Source organism: Bacteroidales bacterium, from assembly GCA_013314715.1.
GTDB lineage: Bacteria > Bacteroidota > Bacteroidia > Bacteroidales > GWA2-32-17 > Ch61.
In genome coordinates, this window is record JABUFC010000003.1 from 61,808 (window position 1) to 78,686 (window position 16,879).

14 protein-coding genes and 1 tRNA gene are annotated in these 16,879 nt (G+C 32.1%); 5 read left to right on the top strand and 10 right to left on the bottom strand.

Translation table 11 applies throughout. The features are described from left to right. Positions 1-47: 47 nt before the first annotated feature. The 3 genes from HPY79_01270 to HPY79_01280 are packed head-to-tail and all read right to left on the bottom strand — an operon-like array spanning position 48 to position 2,739. The gene (locus HPY79_01270) at positions 48-641 is read right to left on the bottom strand and encodes a hypothetical protein (protein NSW44447.1); all 594 of its coding nucleotides are present in this window, start codon (positions 639-641) and stop codon (positions 48-50) included. Then, positions 641-1,219: a DUF3109 family protein gene (locus tag HPY79_01275; GenBank protein ID NSW44448.1), complete on the bottom strand. Its 579-nt coding sequence runs from the start codon at positions 1,217-1,219 to the stop codon at positions 641-643. The genes HPY79_01270 and HPY79_01275 overlap by 1 nt, the downstream gene beginning before the upstream one ends. Then, on the bottom strand, positions 1,216-2,739 hold the full coding sequence (locus HPY79_01280; GenBank protein NSW44449.1) for a 2,3-bisphosphoglycerate-independent phosphoglycerate mutase: 1,524 nt from the start codon (positions 2,737-2,739) through the stop codon (positions 1,216-1,218). The genes HPY79_01275 and HPY79_01280 overlap by 4 nt, the downstream gene beginning before the upstream one ends. Positions 2,740-2,907: 168 nt before the next feature. On the opposite strand from HPY79_01280, the gene HPY79_01285 reads away from it, so the two are divergent. Further along, a complete protein-coding gene (locus HPY79_01285; protein NSW44450.1) occupies positions 2,908-3,228 on the top strand; it encodes a hypothetical protein in 321 nt (106 codons plus the stop codon). 10 nt (positions 3,229-3,238) lie between these two features. Here the strand turns inward: HPY79_01285 and HPY79_01290 are convergent, their stop codons facing one another. Next, entirely contained in the window at positions 3,239-4,126 is an 888-nt protein-coding gene (locus HPY79_01290; protein ID NSW44451.1) for a DMT family transporter, read from the bottom strand. Positions 4,127-4,369: 243 nt separating this feature from the next. Between HPY79_01290 and HPY79_01295 the strand changes: the two genes are divergently transcribed. Then, positions 4,370-5,062, top strand: a complete 693-nt coding sequence (locus tag HPY79_01295; GenBank protein NSW44452.1) for an FKBP-type peptidyl-prolyl cis-trans isomerase — start codon at positions 4,370-4,372, stop codon at positions 5,060-5,062. A gap of 239 nt (positions 5,063-5,301) precedes the next feature. On the opposite strand, the gene HPY79_01300 is transcribed toward HPY79_01295, so the two are convergent. From HPY79_01300 to HPY79_01325, 6 genes are all read right to left on the bottom strand, one after another. Further along, positions 5,302-7,806 (bottom strand): carboxypeptidase-like regulatory domain-containing protein, encoded by a 2,505-nt coding sequence (locus HPY79_01300; GenBank protein ID NSW44453.1) that lies wholly within the window; start codon positions 7,804-7,806, stop codon positions 5,302-5,304. Between the two features lie 72 nt (positions 7,807-7,878). Next, on the bottom strand, positions 7,879-9,603 hold the full coding sequence (locus tag HPY79_01305; protein NSW44454.1) for a hypothetical protein: 1,725 nt from the start codon (positions 9,601-9,603) through the stop codon (positions 7,879-7,881). Positions 9,604-9,653: 50 nt separating this feature from the next. Then, positions 9,654-10,328, bottom strand: a complete 675-nt coding sequence (locus HPY79_01310; protein NSW44455.1) for a deoxynucleoside kinase — start codon at positions 10,326-10,328, stop codon at positions 9,654-9,656. A 6-nt stretch (positions 10,329-10,334) separates the two neighbouring features. Then, positions 10,335-12,437, bottom strand: a complete 2,103-nt coding sequence (locus HPY79_01315) for a S9 family peptidase (GenBank protein ID NSW44456.1) — start codon at positions 12,435-12,437, stop codon at positions 10,335-10,337. Positions 12,438-12,582: 145 nt separating this feature from the next. Continuing rightward, entirely contained in the window at positions 12,583-14,349 is a 1,767-nt protein-coding gene (gene sppA, locus HPY79_01320) for a signal peptide peptidase SppA (GenBank protein ID NSW44457.1), read from the bottom strand. Between the two features lie 56 nt (positions 14,350-14,405). Beyond that, a complete protein-coding gene (locus HPY79_01325) occupies positions 14,406-15,104 on the bottom strand; it encodes a TlpA family protein disulfide reductase (protein ID NSW44458.1) in 699 nt (232 codons plus the stop codon). Between the two features lie 58 nt (positions 15,105-15,162). On the opposite strand from HPY79_01325, the gene HPY79_01330 reads away from it, so the two are divergent. The 3 genes from HPY79_01330 to HPY79_01340 all read left to right on the top strand — a co-directional run bounded on the left by HPY79_01330 (position 15,163) and on the right by HPY79_01340 (position 16,853). After that, positions 15,163-15,981 carry a hypothetical protein gene (locus HPY79_01330; GenBank protein NSW44459.1) on the top strand — a complete coding sequence of 273 codons (819 nt, stop codon included), beginning with the start codon at positions 15,163-15,165 and terminating at the stop codon, positions 15,979-15,981. Between the two features lie 16 nt (positions 15,982-15,997). Beyond that, a complete protein-coding gene (locus tag HPY79_01335) occupies positions 15,998-16,621 on the top strand; it encodes a hypothetical protein (GenBank protein ID NSW44460.1) in 624 nt (207 codons plus the stop codon). 143 nt (positions 16,622-16,764) lie between these two features. Beyond that, positions 16,765-16,853 (top strand) — tRNA-Ser (locus HPY79_01340). The last annotated feature ends 26 nt before the right edge of the window (positions 16,854-16,879 follow it).

Below are 16,879 nucleotides of genomic sequence, written 5' to 3' on the forward strand. Positions count from 1 at the left end.
TTAATAAAAAAGCTGTTCATTTAGGACAGCTTTTTTTATGCCTTGTTCTATTCAATGGTACTTTTATATGCACCTGATAAATAAAAATGTAATTGAAGTCCAATTATATTATAGTACTTGTTTATTGACCCATATATCGAAATTCCGGTACCAATATCGTAAAAGGGTTTAAAGGTTAAATCTATAGTGCCAAAAATTCCAGGTTGGCTAAAACCTCTATACCATTTTTCTAATTTCCCGTCTTTCCATTCTGTATGATCGAGAGTACCTCCATATGAGTAGCTTATACCTCCAAATGCAGCAAGATTGAAATATCTGGTTTCTTTACGTTGGCCTACAGTAAAATAAAAGTCGTTTAATCGCTGAAGGGTGGGCTTAGTTAAAAATACATCGGAAGATACATGATAACCAATTTGAAAATATACCTTTTTAACTTTAAAACTATATGCAAATGTAGTGTTATATTCTATTTGCGATAACCAAAAATGATAACCCATTCCTTGCCCTATTTTAAACCAATTGGATCCTTTTTTATAAATCTTATTACCAATAATAAATGTTTCGTCTTGTGTTTCTTGTGAAAAAGTAATGAACGAAGCAATTGAAAAAAATAATATAAAAAAGAAAATTTTGAACTTCATTATTTCGCTTTTTTATTGTTTACAAACTCGGCTGCCTGCAATAATTTATCATACCATTCTTGTCCAAAATATTCGATGAGTGCATCTTTACATGCTTCGTAAACTTTTATGTTATTTTTTTTCCCATTTTCAATAGCAGGTTTGCAAATATTCCATGCATGATAATTTATAGCTATAAACGAAGAGTATTTAGTAAGTCGAATGGGGTATAGAAAACACGAAATAGGCTTTCGAAATGATATTTTATTATCCAAAAAAGCCTTTTCGATACTACAATAAGCAATATTATTTTCGAAACATGTAAATACACATTCTTTATTTTGATTGAGTTGAGTAACTTTATCGCCATCATTATCAATAAAATAAAAGCCAAATTGTTGTATAGTTTGTAATGATTTATGTGGTAGATATTTTTGAATAATGTTTATATTTTCTTCAATTTTAATAATTTCATGATCTTCGAGAGGGGCTCCTGAGTCGCCTTCAACGCAGCAGGCACCTTTGCAATGCATTAGATGGCATGCAAAGGGTTGCTCAATTACATCTAAACTAACAATAGTATGGTCAATTTGAATCATCGAACAAGTATTTTACCGGTCATTTCGGGTGGTATTGGAATGCCCATTAATGTTAATATAGTGGGTGCCACATCGGATAAAATTCCAGGTTCAATAGTTTGATACTGTTTTGACACAAGAATAGAGGGGACTGGGTTCAATGAATGAGCTGTATTGGGTGTGCCATCGGGGTTAATGGTGTAGTCGGCATTGCCGTGGTCGGCAATGATGAGGGCTTCGTAGCCGTGAGCAAGAGCGGCTTCGATAACTTTGCCCACGCAATCGTCGACTACTTTTACTGCTTTAATGATAGCGTCATAAACTCCGGTATGTCCTACCATATCGCCATTGGCAAAGTTAAGGCATATAAAATCGTGTTTTTGTTGCTTTATTTCGTTTATTACCGATTCACAAACTAGAGGAGCACTCATTTCGGGTTGAAGGTCGTATGTTGCAACTTTAGGCGAAGGTATGAGTATGCGTTTTTCATTTTCAAAAATTTCTTCGCGTCCTCCTGAAAAGAAAAAAGTAACGTGTGGATATTTTTCGGTTTCTGCTATACGTAATTGTTTAAGACCTAGTTTAGATAAAACTTCTCCTAACGTATGGTTTACATTAACATTATCGAATAGAACATCGATATTTTTGAATGATTCGTCGTAACGTGTCATAGTAAAATAATGTAACGGAATAGTGTGCATGCCCCATTCAGGCATATCTTTTTGTGTAAGTACGGTTGTTATTTCACGAAGTCGGTCTGTTCTGAAATTAAAACATAAAAATACATCTTCTTGTTTTATTTGAGCAAGTGGTTGTTGGTTTTCATTAACAAAAACAACAGGTTTAATAAATTCGTCGGTAATGCCTTCGTCGTAAGATTCTTGAATGGCTTGTAAAATATTAGTAGATTTTTTTCCAATACCATTGACCATGGCATCGTATCCTTGTTTTATGCGTTCCCAGCGTTTGTCTCTATCCATGGTATAATAGCGCCCTGAAAGGGTAGCGGCATATGCACCAGTAGGTTTTATGCGTTCTATAACTTCTTTAACATAATGAATACCACTGTGTGGGTCGGTATCTCGTCCGTCGGTTAGGAAATGAACGGCAATGTCTTTTACGCCATTTTGTTGGGCAAGTTCGCATAAGCGTATTAAATGTTCTTGGTGGGAGTGTACACCGCCATCGCTTACCAAGCCAAGTAAATGAAAAGTTACTTGTTTATTTTTAGCGATTTCGAATGCTTTTAATAAATTCTCATTTTTTTCGAGTGTGTGTTCTTTAATGGCTTTATTTATGCGAACAAAATCTTGGTATATGATTCTACCGGAGCCAATATTTAAATGTCCTACTTCGCTATTGCCCATTTGTCCATCGGGCAAGCCTACATTTTCTCCGCTTGTTAAAAGGTAGCTGTGTGGATAAAGATTCGTTAATTTGTCAATATTGGGTGTGCCGGCTGTATAAATAGCATCCGATTTAGTTTTATCGCCAATACCCCAGCCGTCGAGTATCATTAAGAGAAATTTGGTTTTTATCATATTGCAAAATTTTTTACAAAGTAACCTAAAAAAAATAAACTAAACCATAACAAATAGGGTACACTTTTGAATAAATTTTATAATTACTTAAAATTTGTTAATGTAATGATGGTTTTGGCAGTCTCAGCAAAAATATTTATCTTTGATGTTCAACACTCTATTTAAAATATGAAAAATAAAAGCCGTAAATATTTATTGATAGTTGCAGCAACATTATATACCACCGACTCTAAACAAAATATAAAGCATATTGAAGGAAAAATTAAAATATCAAACGATAGTTTGTTTTTTATTGCGACATCAAAAACCAACAGGCTTTATAAATTGCAAATACCCATTCAATCGATATTTGATGTAATCAAAAAAAATAGTTTAGGATTTATTCCTAATATTTTAATATTTAAAACTCAACAAGGCGATTATAAATTTGCTGTATATGCTCGCGAACAAGTGGTGCATTTAGTAACGCAACTTCAAAATAAAGAATAGATAATGTTTTTTAAGTTTTTTGAGCTTTTTGAGCAATATATAAACCAATAATTACAATAACAATTCCAATTATTTTAACAAAAGTAAGAGTTTCGTTGAATAGTAAATACGAAGCAATAGCTGTAATAATGGGTATAAGATTGGTAAAAACACTGGTACGGCTTACACCAATTTCGCGTACGGCATAAGTATAAAACATATACGAAAATGATGAAGGAAAAATACCGAGTAATAAAAGCACTAACCATAACAATGGATGAATATTGTCAATATTAAATGTCGGAAAGTCAATAAAAAAGAATAGAGGGACAAAAAACGGAATTCCTAATAAGTTTTGATAAGTAATAATGCTTAGAGCTGAGTAATCGTGTGCAATGTGTCGAATAATTAAAGTATAAGCAATGGCCGAAATGACAGCTACTAAAACAAGCGAAACACCTAAAAGCGATGCTGTAAACTCAAAATTTTTATTAAGCATAGTAAAAAAAACGCCAACAACCGATATTACAATACCGATAAAATTTTTAATGTTGATTTTTTCTTTAAAAAAGAGCCACGCACCCCAAGGCACAAAGAGTGGTATGGTAGAAATTAAAATAGAACCTATGGTGGGAGAAATATATTTTAAGCCATAGGTTTCACCAATAAAATAAAGAAAAGGCTCAAAAAAAGCCAAAATTATAAACCAATGTATATGATTTCGTTTAATAGGCTTAAGTACTTTTAGCATTTTTCCTAATACAATTAGAAATGAACATGAGATAATTAAACGAATTAGAACGATAGAAATAGGATTTAGAGTATTAAGTGAGTATTTAGTGCCAATAAACGACATTCCCCAGAATATCATTGCAAGCAGGAGACCTCCATAAATTTTTATCAAATTTGACGCTTTCATGAATAAACGATTCCATTGCAAAAGTATCTACTTTTAATGAGGTTTAAAAATCTAAATATATTTTATTCGATTCTTTAATTTAAAAATAACTTTGAGACTTGAAAATATTAGTATTTTTTATGTGAAAAACAAATAAATTTTTCAATTAAATATCTTAACAATTCTTAACTTGTATAAAGCAGTTGTTTTTTTACAGAATAAATGATTACCTTCGCATCCAAATTAACGTTTAAAATTATTTTTATGAAAAAATTATCATTTGTTGTTTTATCTTTTGCTTTATTTGCAGGCTTTTTTACATCATGTAAAAGTGGTTCAAAAGAAACAAAATTAGAAACTAGCCGCGATTCTTTGAGTTATGCGTTTGGTGTTAACGTTGCATCGAGTGTTAAACAAGAAAAATTAGATTCTTTGATTAATTCTGATTTATTTGTACAAGGCTTTAATGCTGTATTATCGAACAACAACCCAGCTATGACCAGCGAACAAGCTATGAAGGTCATCCAATCGTATTTTATGGCTCAACAAGCTAAAGAAGCCGAAAAGTCTAAATTAGAATCAGAAAAATATTTAGCTGAAAATGCAAAAAAAGAAGGTGTACAAACTTTGCCTAGCGGTTTACAATATAAAGTTATAACAGAAGGTAAAGGCGAAAAACCTAAAGCAAATGCTAAAGTTAAAGTTAATTATACTGGAAAACTAATTAATGGAACGGTATTCGATGCTTCAAAACCAAACGAACCTGTTACATTTAGTCTTGGCAAAAACGAAATTATTCCTGGTTGGGAAGAAGGAATTCAATTAATGACTGTAGGTTCAAAATATGAATTTTATATCCCTTATCAATTAGCTTATGGCGAAAAAGGATATCCTGGTGTTATTCCTCCATATGCAACTTTAATTTTCGAAATAGAGTTAGTAGGTATCGAAAAATAAAACAATAATAATTTAGATTTTTAAAATGTAAAGAGGCTGTCGCAAAAGGGCAGCCTTTTTTATTTTAAGGGTAGTTTAACTCCAAATAAAACATTTAAAAACGCATAATCGAATAAAGTACATGTAATCAGTCCAAAGCATTGGAATAGAAATAACTACATAGCAGTCAACTAAATCAAAAAGTATGTCTCATAGATAAAACCAAATTAATCAATAGGAGTCGAAAAATGGGAATTGTTTTAAAATTTGAAGTAATAACTCATTCTAAAACCAAATTTTGAAATATTAGGATGATTTAAATACGAAAATCGCCAGAGTGCATCAATACGAATAAATTTAAATATGTTTTCAATTCCAATACCGGCTTCTATGTATGGTTTTAAATGATTCAAGTCTTGGTTTCTATCTAGCGTGTAGAGGGTACTTGGAAAAGGCATTAGATTTAAATTTTCTTTGTTTAAAAAGCCTATAAGTCCTTTTCCCCAAGCAAGTTCACGCCATTTTAGTTTTCGCATAATTGGAATTTTATTCAAAAAGAAACCATCAAAATAATGTGTATAACTTAAGCTAATCCATTGGTCGCTTACAAATTCATAATAATTCATGAGATTAAAAGCATAATCATCGAAAAAATAAGTTTGATTCCCTTCGTGCAATTTTAAAAGTGGGTATGGAAGTTTGCCAAATATTTTACCTGCATCGATTATATATTTTCCATATCCCAAAGGATAAGTATTAAACCAGTGGTCGATGGTTAGTTGTAATTTTTGGTAATTAAATTGACTACCCAGTATATTTTTTAATCCTGCGGTTGCTGTAAAATTAATAACAGGGTATTGAGTGCCTAAGCTGATACGTTCAAACTCACCCATTACAAATTTTTCATTATATGCAAATCTAGTGTTTATAGCTATTTCGTATGTTTTAAAAGATGAATAATAAGTATTGGTTCCATTTTCGTTAAACAATGTAAAGGTTTGATATTCGTAGGGGAAATATTCACGCCATTTTATTTGAAAAGTATTTGAAAATCCTTGAAACCATTCGTGTTCGTAAGAGGTTTTTACCTGGTTTACCATTGATAAAGTATATTGAGGTCCTCTTCTAAAAGTTGAAGAAAGAATGTTATCTTCGCGAAATGCAGTAATACTTTGCCCTAATTGTTCCATATCGTGTTTATAGTCGATGTTAAAAGCTTTTCGAGGGTTTTTATCGAAAATATATAAAAAGTTTCCACCGTATTTGAAGCGTTGGTCTTTGGTTCCATATGCAATATATTGTTCTAACATATATTTGGTGCTAATCTCATTGCTTGTTCGCACACCTATTCTAAATCTATTGCCTTCTACATTATTAAAACTATAAATTGTAAAGTAAGGTCCTAATTCAATTTTGCCCCATACATAATAATAGGTAATAATAGCATTCATAATATCGTAAAATGTTCTAAAAGTTTTAACATTTTTGATACTATCTACCATATTGAAAATACCTTTTTCTTTTTCATTAAGGGGTTCGTGCCGAATAGTGTCCCAAAATTGTTCGTCGTTGATAGTTGAATTTTCGGCAACAATTATATTACTTGTTGTATTGTATATACTTTCTTCGCGAGGTTTATTGACTATTTGGTTTCTAAATAAGGTAGTTTTTCGTCCAAAGAAACCTGTTGTATTATTAGGGTTTTCAAATATATTAAAATCAGCAATGATGGTTTCTTTGCTTAACATCCAGGCCATTTGAGCTACGGGTGTAAATTCTTGAGTAACGATTACATTGTTTATAAAGTTGATGTTGACGTTTTTATCGATACGCATTTCAATTTTTTTTATAGCAAAAACTGTATCTACAACCCATAAATCGCCATTAAATACATTATCTTGTTTGATTTTCGGAACAAATGCAAGGTGATAGCATTTGCGTTGATCGATAAAGCCACTATCAACTAAATAATAACGATAGTATAAACGCCCTAATCGAGCTATGGGCGAAACAAAGCCTTTGCCAAATAAATCGATGTAATCATCGTAAAGGTTAATTTTAATATACATATTGCCCATAAATTGGTTGACGCTTTCGTTGTTAATACCTGAGGCGTGAGTGGCTTTGATGTATTCGCGTTCGGCTTTGGGTTTCTTGCGATAATAAAAGTCTGAAACCGATTCTAATATAAAAACCGGTAGATAGGCTTTGCCATTTACGGTTGATGTGTCAATATAATTTTTAACGAATTGAAAGTTCTTCATGATTTTTTTATTCAAAAAATCGTCGCTAAGGTTATTTAAATCAAATTGAACTTTATTGTATGTTTCGTATTCATAATAATCGAGTTTTTCAATATCGTTTTCTTTTTTATGATCCCATATTTTATCTAATAATTCTAATGCTAAGGTATCTTTATTGTGTTTTCGCTTTTTAGTAGTAACGGTTACTTCTTGCAATGCAATAGCAGATGGCTTTAGCTCAAAATGAATGGTTTGAAAGTGCCCAATTAATATTTTTTTGGCTAAACGTTGGTAACCAATTAACGAAACAACAATAGAGTCTGCTTTTTCTTTTGTTTCAATTTTAAAATTACCGTTAATATCTGAAATGGTTCCAATTTTGGTCCCTTTAAGTATTATATTAGCGAAAGGTAAGGGCTCTTTGGTTTGAGCATCTTTAATGGTGCCCATAATTTTAGTAACTTGTTGAGCACTTGCTAAGAGTGTTAAATGAATAATAATTATTGTAAATAAGTTTTTCATACAAGGCATAAAGGTACAAAAAAGGCATCTTCTTTCGTAGAAGATGCCTTTTTTAGGAGGATATTTTAAAAATTATTTAACGATTGATTTAAAGGTATCATCGTTGAATTGTTTAGCAAATTCCATATCGGTTTTTGCCATTTCAATGAGAGCTGAATTTTTGCTAATAGCAGCACGTAAGCTATTATACAATAAGTCGGTATTACCTTGACGTGCACCAATGATGGCTTTTAAATAGTACATCATATCACGGTCTTTATCTTCTGCACAGTCAATAGTTTTGTTGGCACCATCGGGATTGCCACTTAATAATTTTGCTAAAGCAGCATTAAATGTGCAGTAGTTACCAAATTTAGCAACAGCTCCATTGTAATCACCTTTTTTAATTGCACAAATACCTAAGTTATAATTAACTTCATTGCCGGCTCCGCTTGCCGATTTAAAATATTCTTCTGCTTTTACAAAATCGCCTTCGCGAAGAGCAATAACACCTAAGTTATTTAAAACAATGTTGTTGCCAGCATTGAGTGCTTTTGCTTTTTCAAATTGTTCTTTAGCTTCGCTTAATTTACCTTGTTGAACTAATACAAAACCTGCATTGTTGAAACCTCTCCAATCGTTGCTGTATTGATTAGTAGCTGCTTTATAAAATGCAAGTTGACGGTTTAAGTCTTTGCTGAGGGTTGCACCATAAATAAGTTCTTCAACGGTTAAAGCTGAAGGTAAGCTATCAAAAGTTTTAATAATTTCTTCATCGCTGCGTCCAATACTATCAACGTTAACTTTTAATTGTGAACGACGAAGTTTGGGTAATACTTTGTCAGCAATTTCTGTGAATGCTTTGCTGATGTTTTTAATTTCTTTTTCGCGTTGAATGGGGTCGCTATACATAGAAAGAACACGCAAAACTAAATCTTTATCGGCTATATCTGATTCTTGCATAAGTTTTTGGAATCCTTCCCAGTCTTCAGGAGTGGCTTTTGTGTTGAAAAAGCCTTGTTCATTAGCTTTTTCAAATTTTTTAAATTGATCTTTAATTACATTATTGGCTGAAGTACCGCGGTTGTCAGAAAGTTTTGCATTTAAATCTTCTGGTCCATCGGGTGAAGCATATGAAGAAATATTTACTCCTTTTATTTGTTTACGCGCATTTTTTTGTGTAGCTTCTAGATATTTTTTCAATTCTTTTATTTCGGCTTTGGTTAATTCTTGTGGGCGAACATTGGCTTGGTTTATGGTATATAAAATGCTAGCTTCTTTTTGTTCGGGGAATATGCGAACTAAATTATCTTTAGCAATAATGGGTTTTGCGTCTTTTTCTAATAATCCAGGGGTAGCAATGGTCCCTTTGCCAATCGTTACTGGGTCAAAATCTACAAATTTGTTTTTTACATATGCATGTATTTTAATGTTTATATCGCCAATACGCATTTCGGGAGTATAAGCGACTTTGGTTGAATAATTAAATTTTCCACCTTCGAGGGTTTTGATTACTTGATTGTTGTCTTGAACTTTTTCACCTTGAACTTTTATTGATTTAAAAGGTATTTCTTGACCTGCAGTATTTTTGAATACAGGAGTAATTTCGCATGTTACTTTTTTCTTGTAATATTTAGGTGGGAAATTTCCGGTAATGTTTAATATAACACTATCGCCATGCATTTCCAATGGATTGGGGCTTTGTTGATAAGTAATTAAACCTTGTTTCTTTTTCATTTTTTTGAGACCGGTACAACCGCTAAAAGCTACAGCAGCAGCTAAGAACAATGCGGAATAAATAATGTAATTTTTCTTCATATTGGTTTACAATTAATTATTAATTCATTAGACAAAATTTTGCTACAAAATTATAAATCATTTTTTGAATCACAAATTTTATTTGAGATAAAAAATTTTTTATGAATGCCTTTTTTGTTTAAATGTTCAAAAATAGTGTTTTTAATTTGTTTATAATCGCTTGGGTTATTAACAAAATCGAGATTTTCAGTGTTAATAATTAATACTGGAATGTTTTTTTGGGTATCAATAAACTCAAGGTAATTGTTGTGAATATTTTGTAAATATTCTTTTGATATGTCTTGTTCGTATGAGCGACCACGTAATTTTATTTGATACATAATTTTTTCGATGGGAGCATGTAAATACACAAATATATTAGGCTTTGGAAGGTTATAGTAAATAATTTCAAATAATTGTTTGTAAAGATTAAATTCATCTTCGGCAAGGGTTTGTTTACTGAAAATGAGCGATTTCATAAAATAATAATCGGCAATAATGTATTGATCGAAGAGCGAAGGTTGCAATAGTTCTTCTTTTAGTTGTTTATAACGATCGGCAAGAAAAGATAGCTCAAGAGTAAATGCCCATCGTTCTGGTTCTTTATAGAATTTTGGTAGAAAAGGGTTGTCGGCAAATCGTTCGAGTATAAGACGTCCGTTTAAGTCTTTGCTTAGCATGGTGGCTAAAGTAGTTTTGCCAGCACCAATATTGCCTTCTATTACTATAAAAGGTACTGAAATCATGAATGTTTATTTAGGTTCTATACCCATATTAAAAAAGGTAAATGCATATATGTCGGCTGTTTCTTCAATAATTTTAGCAGTTGGTTTTCCACCACCATGTCCGGCTTGGGTTTCGATGCGAATTAAAACAGGATTTTTGCCTTTACATTTCTCTTGTAATGTGGCTATATATTTAAACGAATGTGCAGGTACTACTCGATCGTCATGATCGGCAGTGGTTACTAATATGGCTGGGTAGTTTGTATTTTCTTTTATATTATGAATGGGCGAATATTGATATAAAGCTTCAAATTCTTCTTTATTGTCGCTACTTCCGTAATCAGTAGTCCAACTCCAGCCAATGGTAAATTTATGAAAGCGAAGCATATCCATAACACCAACTGCGGGTAAGGCCACTTTAAAAAGTTCGGGGCGTTGATTTGTAACTGCACCCACTAATAATCCTCCATTCGATCCGCCTTGAATAGCAAGATAATCGGGCGAAGTGTATTTTTGTGCTATAAGATATTCGGCTGCTGCAATAAAATCGTCAAAGACATTTTGTTTTTTCAGTTTGGTGCCAGCTAAATGCCATTTCTCGCCATATTCGCCACCACCACGAAGATTTGCTATGGCTAACACGCCACCTTGTTCTAACCAAACCAGACGAGTGGTGCTAAATGAAGGAGTAAGACTTATGTTGAAACCTCCATAGCCATATAAGAGGGTGGGATTTTTTCCATTCAACGCAATGCCTTTTTTATGTACAATAAACATGGGGATTTTGGTTTTGTCTTTACTTTCGTAAAAAACTTGTTTTACTTCGTAATCGCTTTCGTTAAAATCAATTTGTGGTTTAAACCAAATTTCGGATGCTTGAGTTTTTAGATTGATTTTAAAAATGGTAGTTGGATAATTAAATGAAGTGAAATCGTAGAAAGCAATATCGTCGTCGATATCTGTATTAAATGAATTAACTGTTCCTATGCATGGAAGCTCTATTTCATATAGAAATTTTCCTTGTAAATCAAAGACTTTTAAAATTGAATGAGCATTGTGCATGTATGTAACCACAATATTATTTTTACTAATGTTTACATCGTTAATTACATCGTTGGTTTCGGGAATGATTGTTTCAGTTTGATGGAGTTGGTTCATATTTATTCGTATTACCTTATAATTATTGGCATTTTCGTTTGTTTTTAGGTAGATAAAATTGTCTTTATGGTCAATTACGCTGTATTGATATTTAAAATCGGCAATAAGGGTCTGTATAATAGGTTTTGTGTTATTTAGGTTTATAATATGAAGGGCGTTGCCAAGTTCGCCGGCTTTTTCTTCATAAATACAAAGTATTTGGTTGTCACTGGTATTGTTGGCAAAAAAATTCTGAAAAGGCTCCGATGGTTTTTCCATTACAATTACGTCTTGCGATTGTGGGGTACCAAGTTTGTGATAGAATAATTTATGAAACTTATTGCTTTGCGATAATTCTTTACCTTTTTCAGGTTGGCTGTATCCACTATAATAAATACCATTGTTGAACCAAGCGATGCCCGAAAATTTAACCCAGTGAAGGGTATCGGGGAGCATTTTTCCGCTTTTTATTTCTTTGAAATATATCTCGTTCCAATCGCTACCGGCTTTTGCAATTGCAAATGCTAAAATTTTACCATCGGGCGAAATAGCAATTGAATTGAGTGCTACAGTGCCATCGCTCGACAGGTTATTTGGGTCGAGTAAAATATTACCCGGTTGATTTATATCGGGTGTTGTGTAGAGTACACTTTGATTTTGTAATCCATCATTTTTATAATAAAAATAAAGATTGCCTTCTTTAAATGGAGTGGAGCGTTTTTCATAGTTAAAAAGCTTTGTTATGCGTTCTTTTATTTTGTCGCGGTAGGGAATAGCTTTCAGATAATCGAAGGTTACCTTGTTTTGATTTTCAACCCATGCTTTGACTTCGGGAGCCGTATCGTTTTCGAGCCAGCGATATGGGTCTGGAACTTTTATGCCAAAATAGGTATCGATAGTGTCTACTTTTTTTGTTTCGGGATAGATAATCTTTTTTTCAGAATTGCACGAAATAGCCATAATAATTAAAACTAAATAACTAATATACTTCATATAGATTAAATTTATGCGTTCAAAAGTACATATTTTTTAACTAAAATGTAAAAAAGTTGAATGAAATTGATTTAGCAAAATTTTAAATCAATAAATTTATTTGCTTTTTTAAGTAAATAGGAATTAGTATGAAAATGGTTGGTGTTTAATATAAATAAATATCGTAAGGCATGCGAGCTTGAATGCCTTTTATATTTTCTAATTGCTTAAACGATTTGATATATCGTGCTAAATGTCCAAATTCTTTTTCGATGAGCGAAACTTCGGTATTTTCTTGCATTTCTTTTAATATTTGCTCAAAGAATGGTAGCTTTTCGGGTAATTCAATAATTTTAATTTTTCCTTTAATACCCGATTTTTGTTTAGCAATTTCGATGGCTTTTTCTAATCCTCCAAATTCATCGATTAAACCAATTTGTTTAGCATTAATACCGCTCCAAACTCGTCCTTGACCAATGCTGTCAATTTCGGCAGCTGTTTTTTTCCGACCTTCGGCTACGTGGTTAATAAAAACGCTGTAAATTTGTTCTACTCCTTTTTGTATAACTTGTTGTTCATATGGTTTAATAGGGCGAAATACGGATCCTAAGGTGGCATTTTCGTTGGTTTGAACGCCATCAATTGTGAGTCCGAGTTTATCATTTAAAAATTTTTGTCCGTTCCACAATAAACCAAAAACGCCAATAGAACCTGTAATAGTAGTAGGATTGGCTATAATTACATCAGCAGGGCATGAGATATAATATCCACCTGAAGCCGCAACATCGCTCATGCTTACTATAACTGGTTTAACTTTTTTAGTAAGTACTATTTCGCGCCAAATAATTTCTGAAGCTAAGGCACTCCCACCCGGACTATTGACACGCAGTACAAGAGCTTTAATGTCTGGATTTTCTCTTACTTTACGGATTTCATCGGCAAGTTCGTTGCCGCCAATTTTATCGTCTTCGTTTTTACCCAGATCTATTTGGCCAACAGCATAAAGAATGGCAATTTTTTCCTTTTTCCCAGGTACAAATTTAGCTGGTACTTTAGAATATTGATTCATTTCTACCCATGAAAGATCTTTGTTTCGGGTTACTTTTGTTAATTGACAAAGTTCTGATAAAATTTCATCGTAATATTTTAATCCATCAACAAAACCGTATTTTACGCAATTTTCTGCATTGTCTAATAATAAACTATCGGCAATAATATTGAGTCGCTCAACAGGGATTTTTCTTTCGATGCTTATTTGCGAAAGCATATGATTCCATATTGATTGAACATAAGTTTTGGTTTGTTCTTTATTTTCGGGGCTCATTTTATCTAACACAAATGGCTCAACTGCACTTTTAAATTTACCATGTCGTATTACAATGGGTTGTATTCCCAGCTTTTCGAGTGCATTTTTAAAGAATAAAATTTCTGAGCTTAAGCCTTTAAACTCGACAACTCCTTGAGGGTTCATATATATTTTATCAGCGGCTGAACATAAATAATAGGCTAATTGTGTATAATAGTCGGTATAGGCAATGACAGGCTTTTTGCTATCGTGGCGAAAATTTAAAATGGCATTGCGAATTTCTTCAATGGTAGCTAACCCTGCTTGCATGTTGGTTACATCAAGGTATATTGCTTTGATGTTGGGGTCTTCGGCTGCTTTGTGTATATTAAATAAAATGTCGTTGAGTCCTAAATTTTTTTCTGTATTAAAATCAGTAAACGAAAAAGATTTAAAGGGATTATCATCGGTACGTTCGTTGATAGCATAGTCGAGCTTTAAGTGTAAAATAGAATTAGGTTTAATTTTTGGGGGTTTTTCGGATGGGGCTAAAGCTGTAATAATGCCTAAAAATATTATAAACAAAATAATGTTTAATAAAAGTATTCCGACGATGGTTGCAAAAACATACTTTAAAAAGCTTTTCATAATTATAAAGTTTTAAAATTTAATACATAGGACGATTTGCAAAGATAAATGTTACATTAGAATATACATAATTTATAAGTATTAAAATATTCTAAATTTTTCCATTTTAAAATATAAATACCCTTTTTTAATTGATCAATAGGAATAATCGGTGAGTAATATGTTTTTAAAAGTAATCCTTGTATTGAGTACAATTCAACGGGTTGAACAGGACTTGAAAAAATAATTTGATTGTTAAAAATGATAAACGGTTGTTGTTGGTGGTCTAATTTATCATACGAAAGACTTGTGCAATCAGAAATAGCATCTCTTATATGGTTAATACTAACTTGTTTCATAATTTTATTTGGACAAACAACAAAATATTGAGGGGTGTAAGTAATGTTGTACAAATAAGTTACAACATCATCGTTAAGTGTGCTAAAAAAATGATAAGTAGCATGATATTGTTGCATAAAAGCGATAATGGAACTATCATTACGCCCAGAGCATTCAATGCCCCATATTCTTAGTGAGTCGCCATGATGATTATTCTCATTCCAGATGCTATCTAATATGGGAGTGTTTATTTGACAAGTACCACAATTAGTAATAAAAAAATCGAGTACAACCACTTTTCCAGAATCTAATGTTTGATATAAATTATGTTGTATTCCATAAACATCGGTTAATGTAAAATCGTATGCAATAGTTTGCGATTTAGTTTGAATAAAAAAATGAATCATTAACCAAAAAAGAATTAGTTTTTTTTTCATAAAATTTTTTCATAAAGATAAAATGTTTTAATTTTACACACAAAAACACTTTAAAACTATGTTAAAAAAACTTTATTTTGGATTGATGGCAATAAGCATAATTGCCTTATACTCTTGTAATGACAGTGTGCCTCCTTCGAATAAATTACTTGAAGATTCTACAGAAATTGTTGAAAGTGATTTACAAAAAACAGCTGTAAAAGTTCCTTCACCAATAGAACTATATATTTTCATGTATAATGCCAATGTAAAATTTGCAAAAGAAAATCTAAATCCTATTGATAATCATTCAAAATATATAAGTAAGCATAAAAAAGCTATCAATTTAGGTATATATGCGTCGGATTTAGCTTATTGTACTGTATTTAAGCAAAATAAAGAAACTTTTAGTTATTTTTCAGTAACCAAAAAAATAGCGGACGACTTGGGATTAACCGAAGGTTTCGACGAAAAAATTGTTAAACGTATCGATCAAAATATGAGTAATAGCGATTCGTTGTACCAGATATCGAACGATTCGTATTCAACAGCCGTACGTTTTTTAGAACAACAAGGCAAAGAAGACCTTTTACCTCTTATGATTACGGGAGCATGGATTGAAAGCGTAAACCTTGCAATTAAATCTGTTCAAAAGTTTGACCCTAATAACGAAATTGTTATTCGAATTGCTGATCAAGGTTTATTACTTGAAAATATTTTAGAACTATTTCAATATGTAAAAGACAACCCCGAATTTAAAGAGGTTATAGATAAACTTTTAGATTTACAACAATCGTACGATAAATTGCTCGACAATACCGATGTTACTATAACACAAAAACAATACGACGAAATAGTAAATAAAGTTAAAGCTATCCGCGCATTATTTATCGCATAAAAAAGGAGGAATGAATATGAAATTCAATATAATTATATTAGTTTTCGCTACTATGTTAAGTAGTATAACTTTTTATGGACAATGTGAACGTAAAAAGTTTTGTGATGATTTAATGGAAGATTTCGATTATCGCAGTCAATCGGCGTATGCTCAATTATCACCTGGTGATACAGCTAGCGTTAATGTAGTATTGTATGGTGGGCAACGCTATCGCATGTTTGTTTGCAATGATCCTAAATTAGGAAATGTGTCGTGGAAAATCGTTCAACCCGAAAGAAAAACAAAGCGTACAATTGATAAAATTAAAAAAGATACTACTTTAATATACGAAACAAACGAATATGGCGATTATAAAACAGATAAAGAAGGTAATTTAATTATTAAAAGTCGTCAAATAAATATTGATACTATATGGAACACGGAACGTATTTCTGTAGATAAAATATTGTATGATAATCGACAGCAAAATAAAACACCTTATTACGAAATTACACCGACTAAAAGTGCTCGTTATATAGTTCGTGTTGCTATACCTTCGGGCGACCCCAATTATACGGGCTGTGTTAATGTTTATGTAGGACGCAAAGCTATAGGACAGAAAAACTTTGTAAAAAAAGGTAGCATAAGTACTAAAGAGTAAACAATTTTAAAAATATTCATTATTTTTGCACCCTAAAAGTTGAATGGGTTATTGAGTTATTCGTTTATTTTTTAAGGTTCTTAAATAAATTGAGCAGTGTTGAAATATAGCTGGAGTGTTTGAATGCTCGAAATAAATCGTTAGGAGAGATGGCAGAGTGGTCGAATGCGGCGGTCTCGAAAACCGTTGTTCGCCGATAGGCGAACCGGGGGTTCGAATCCCCCTCTCTCCGCAAAATAAAATTGTATCTGTTGATTC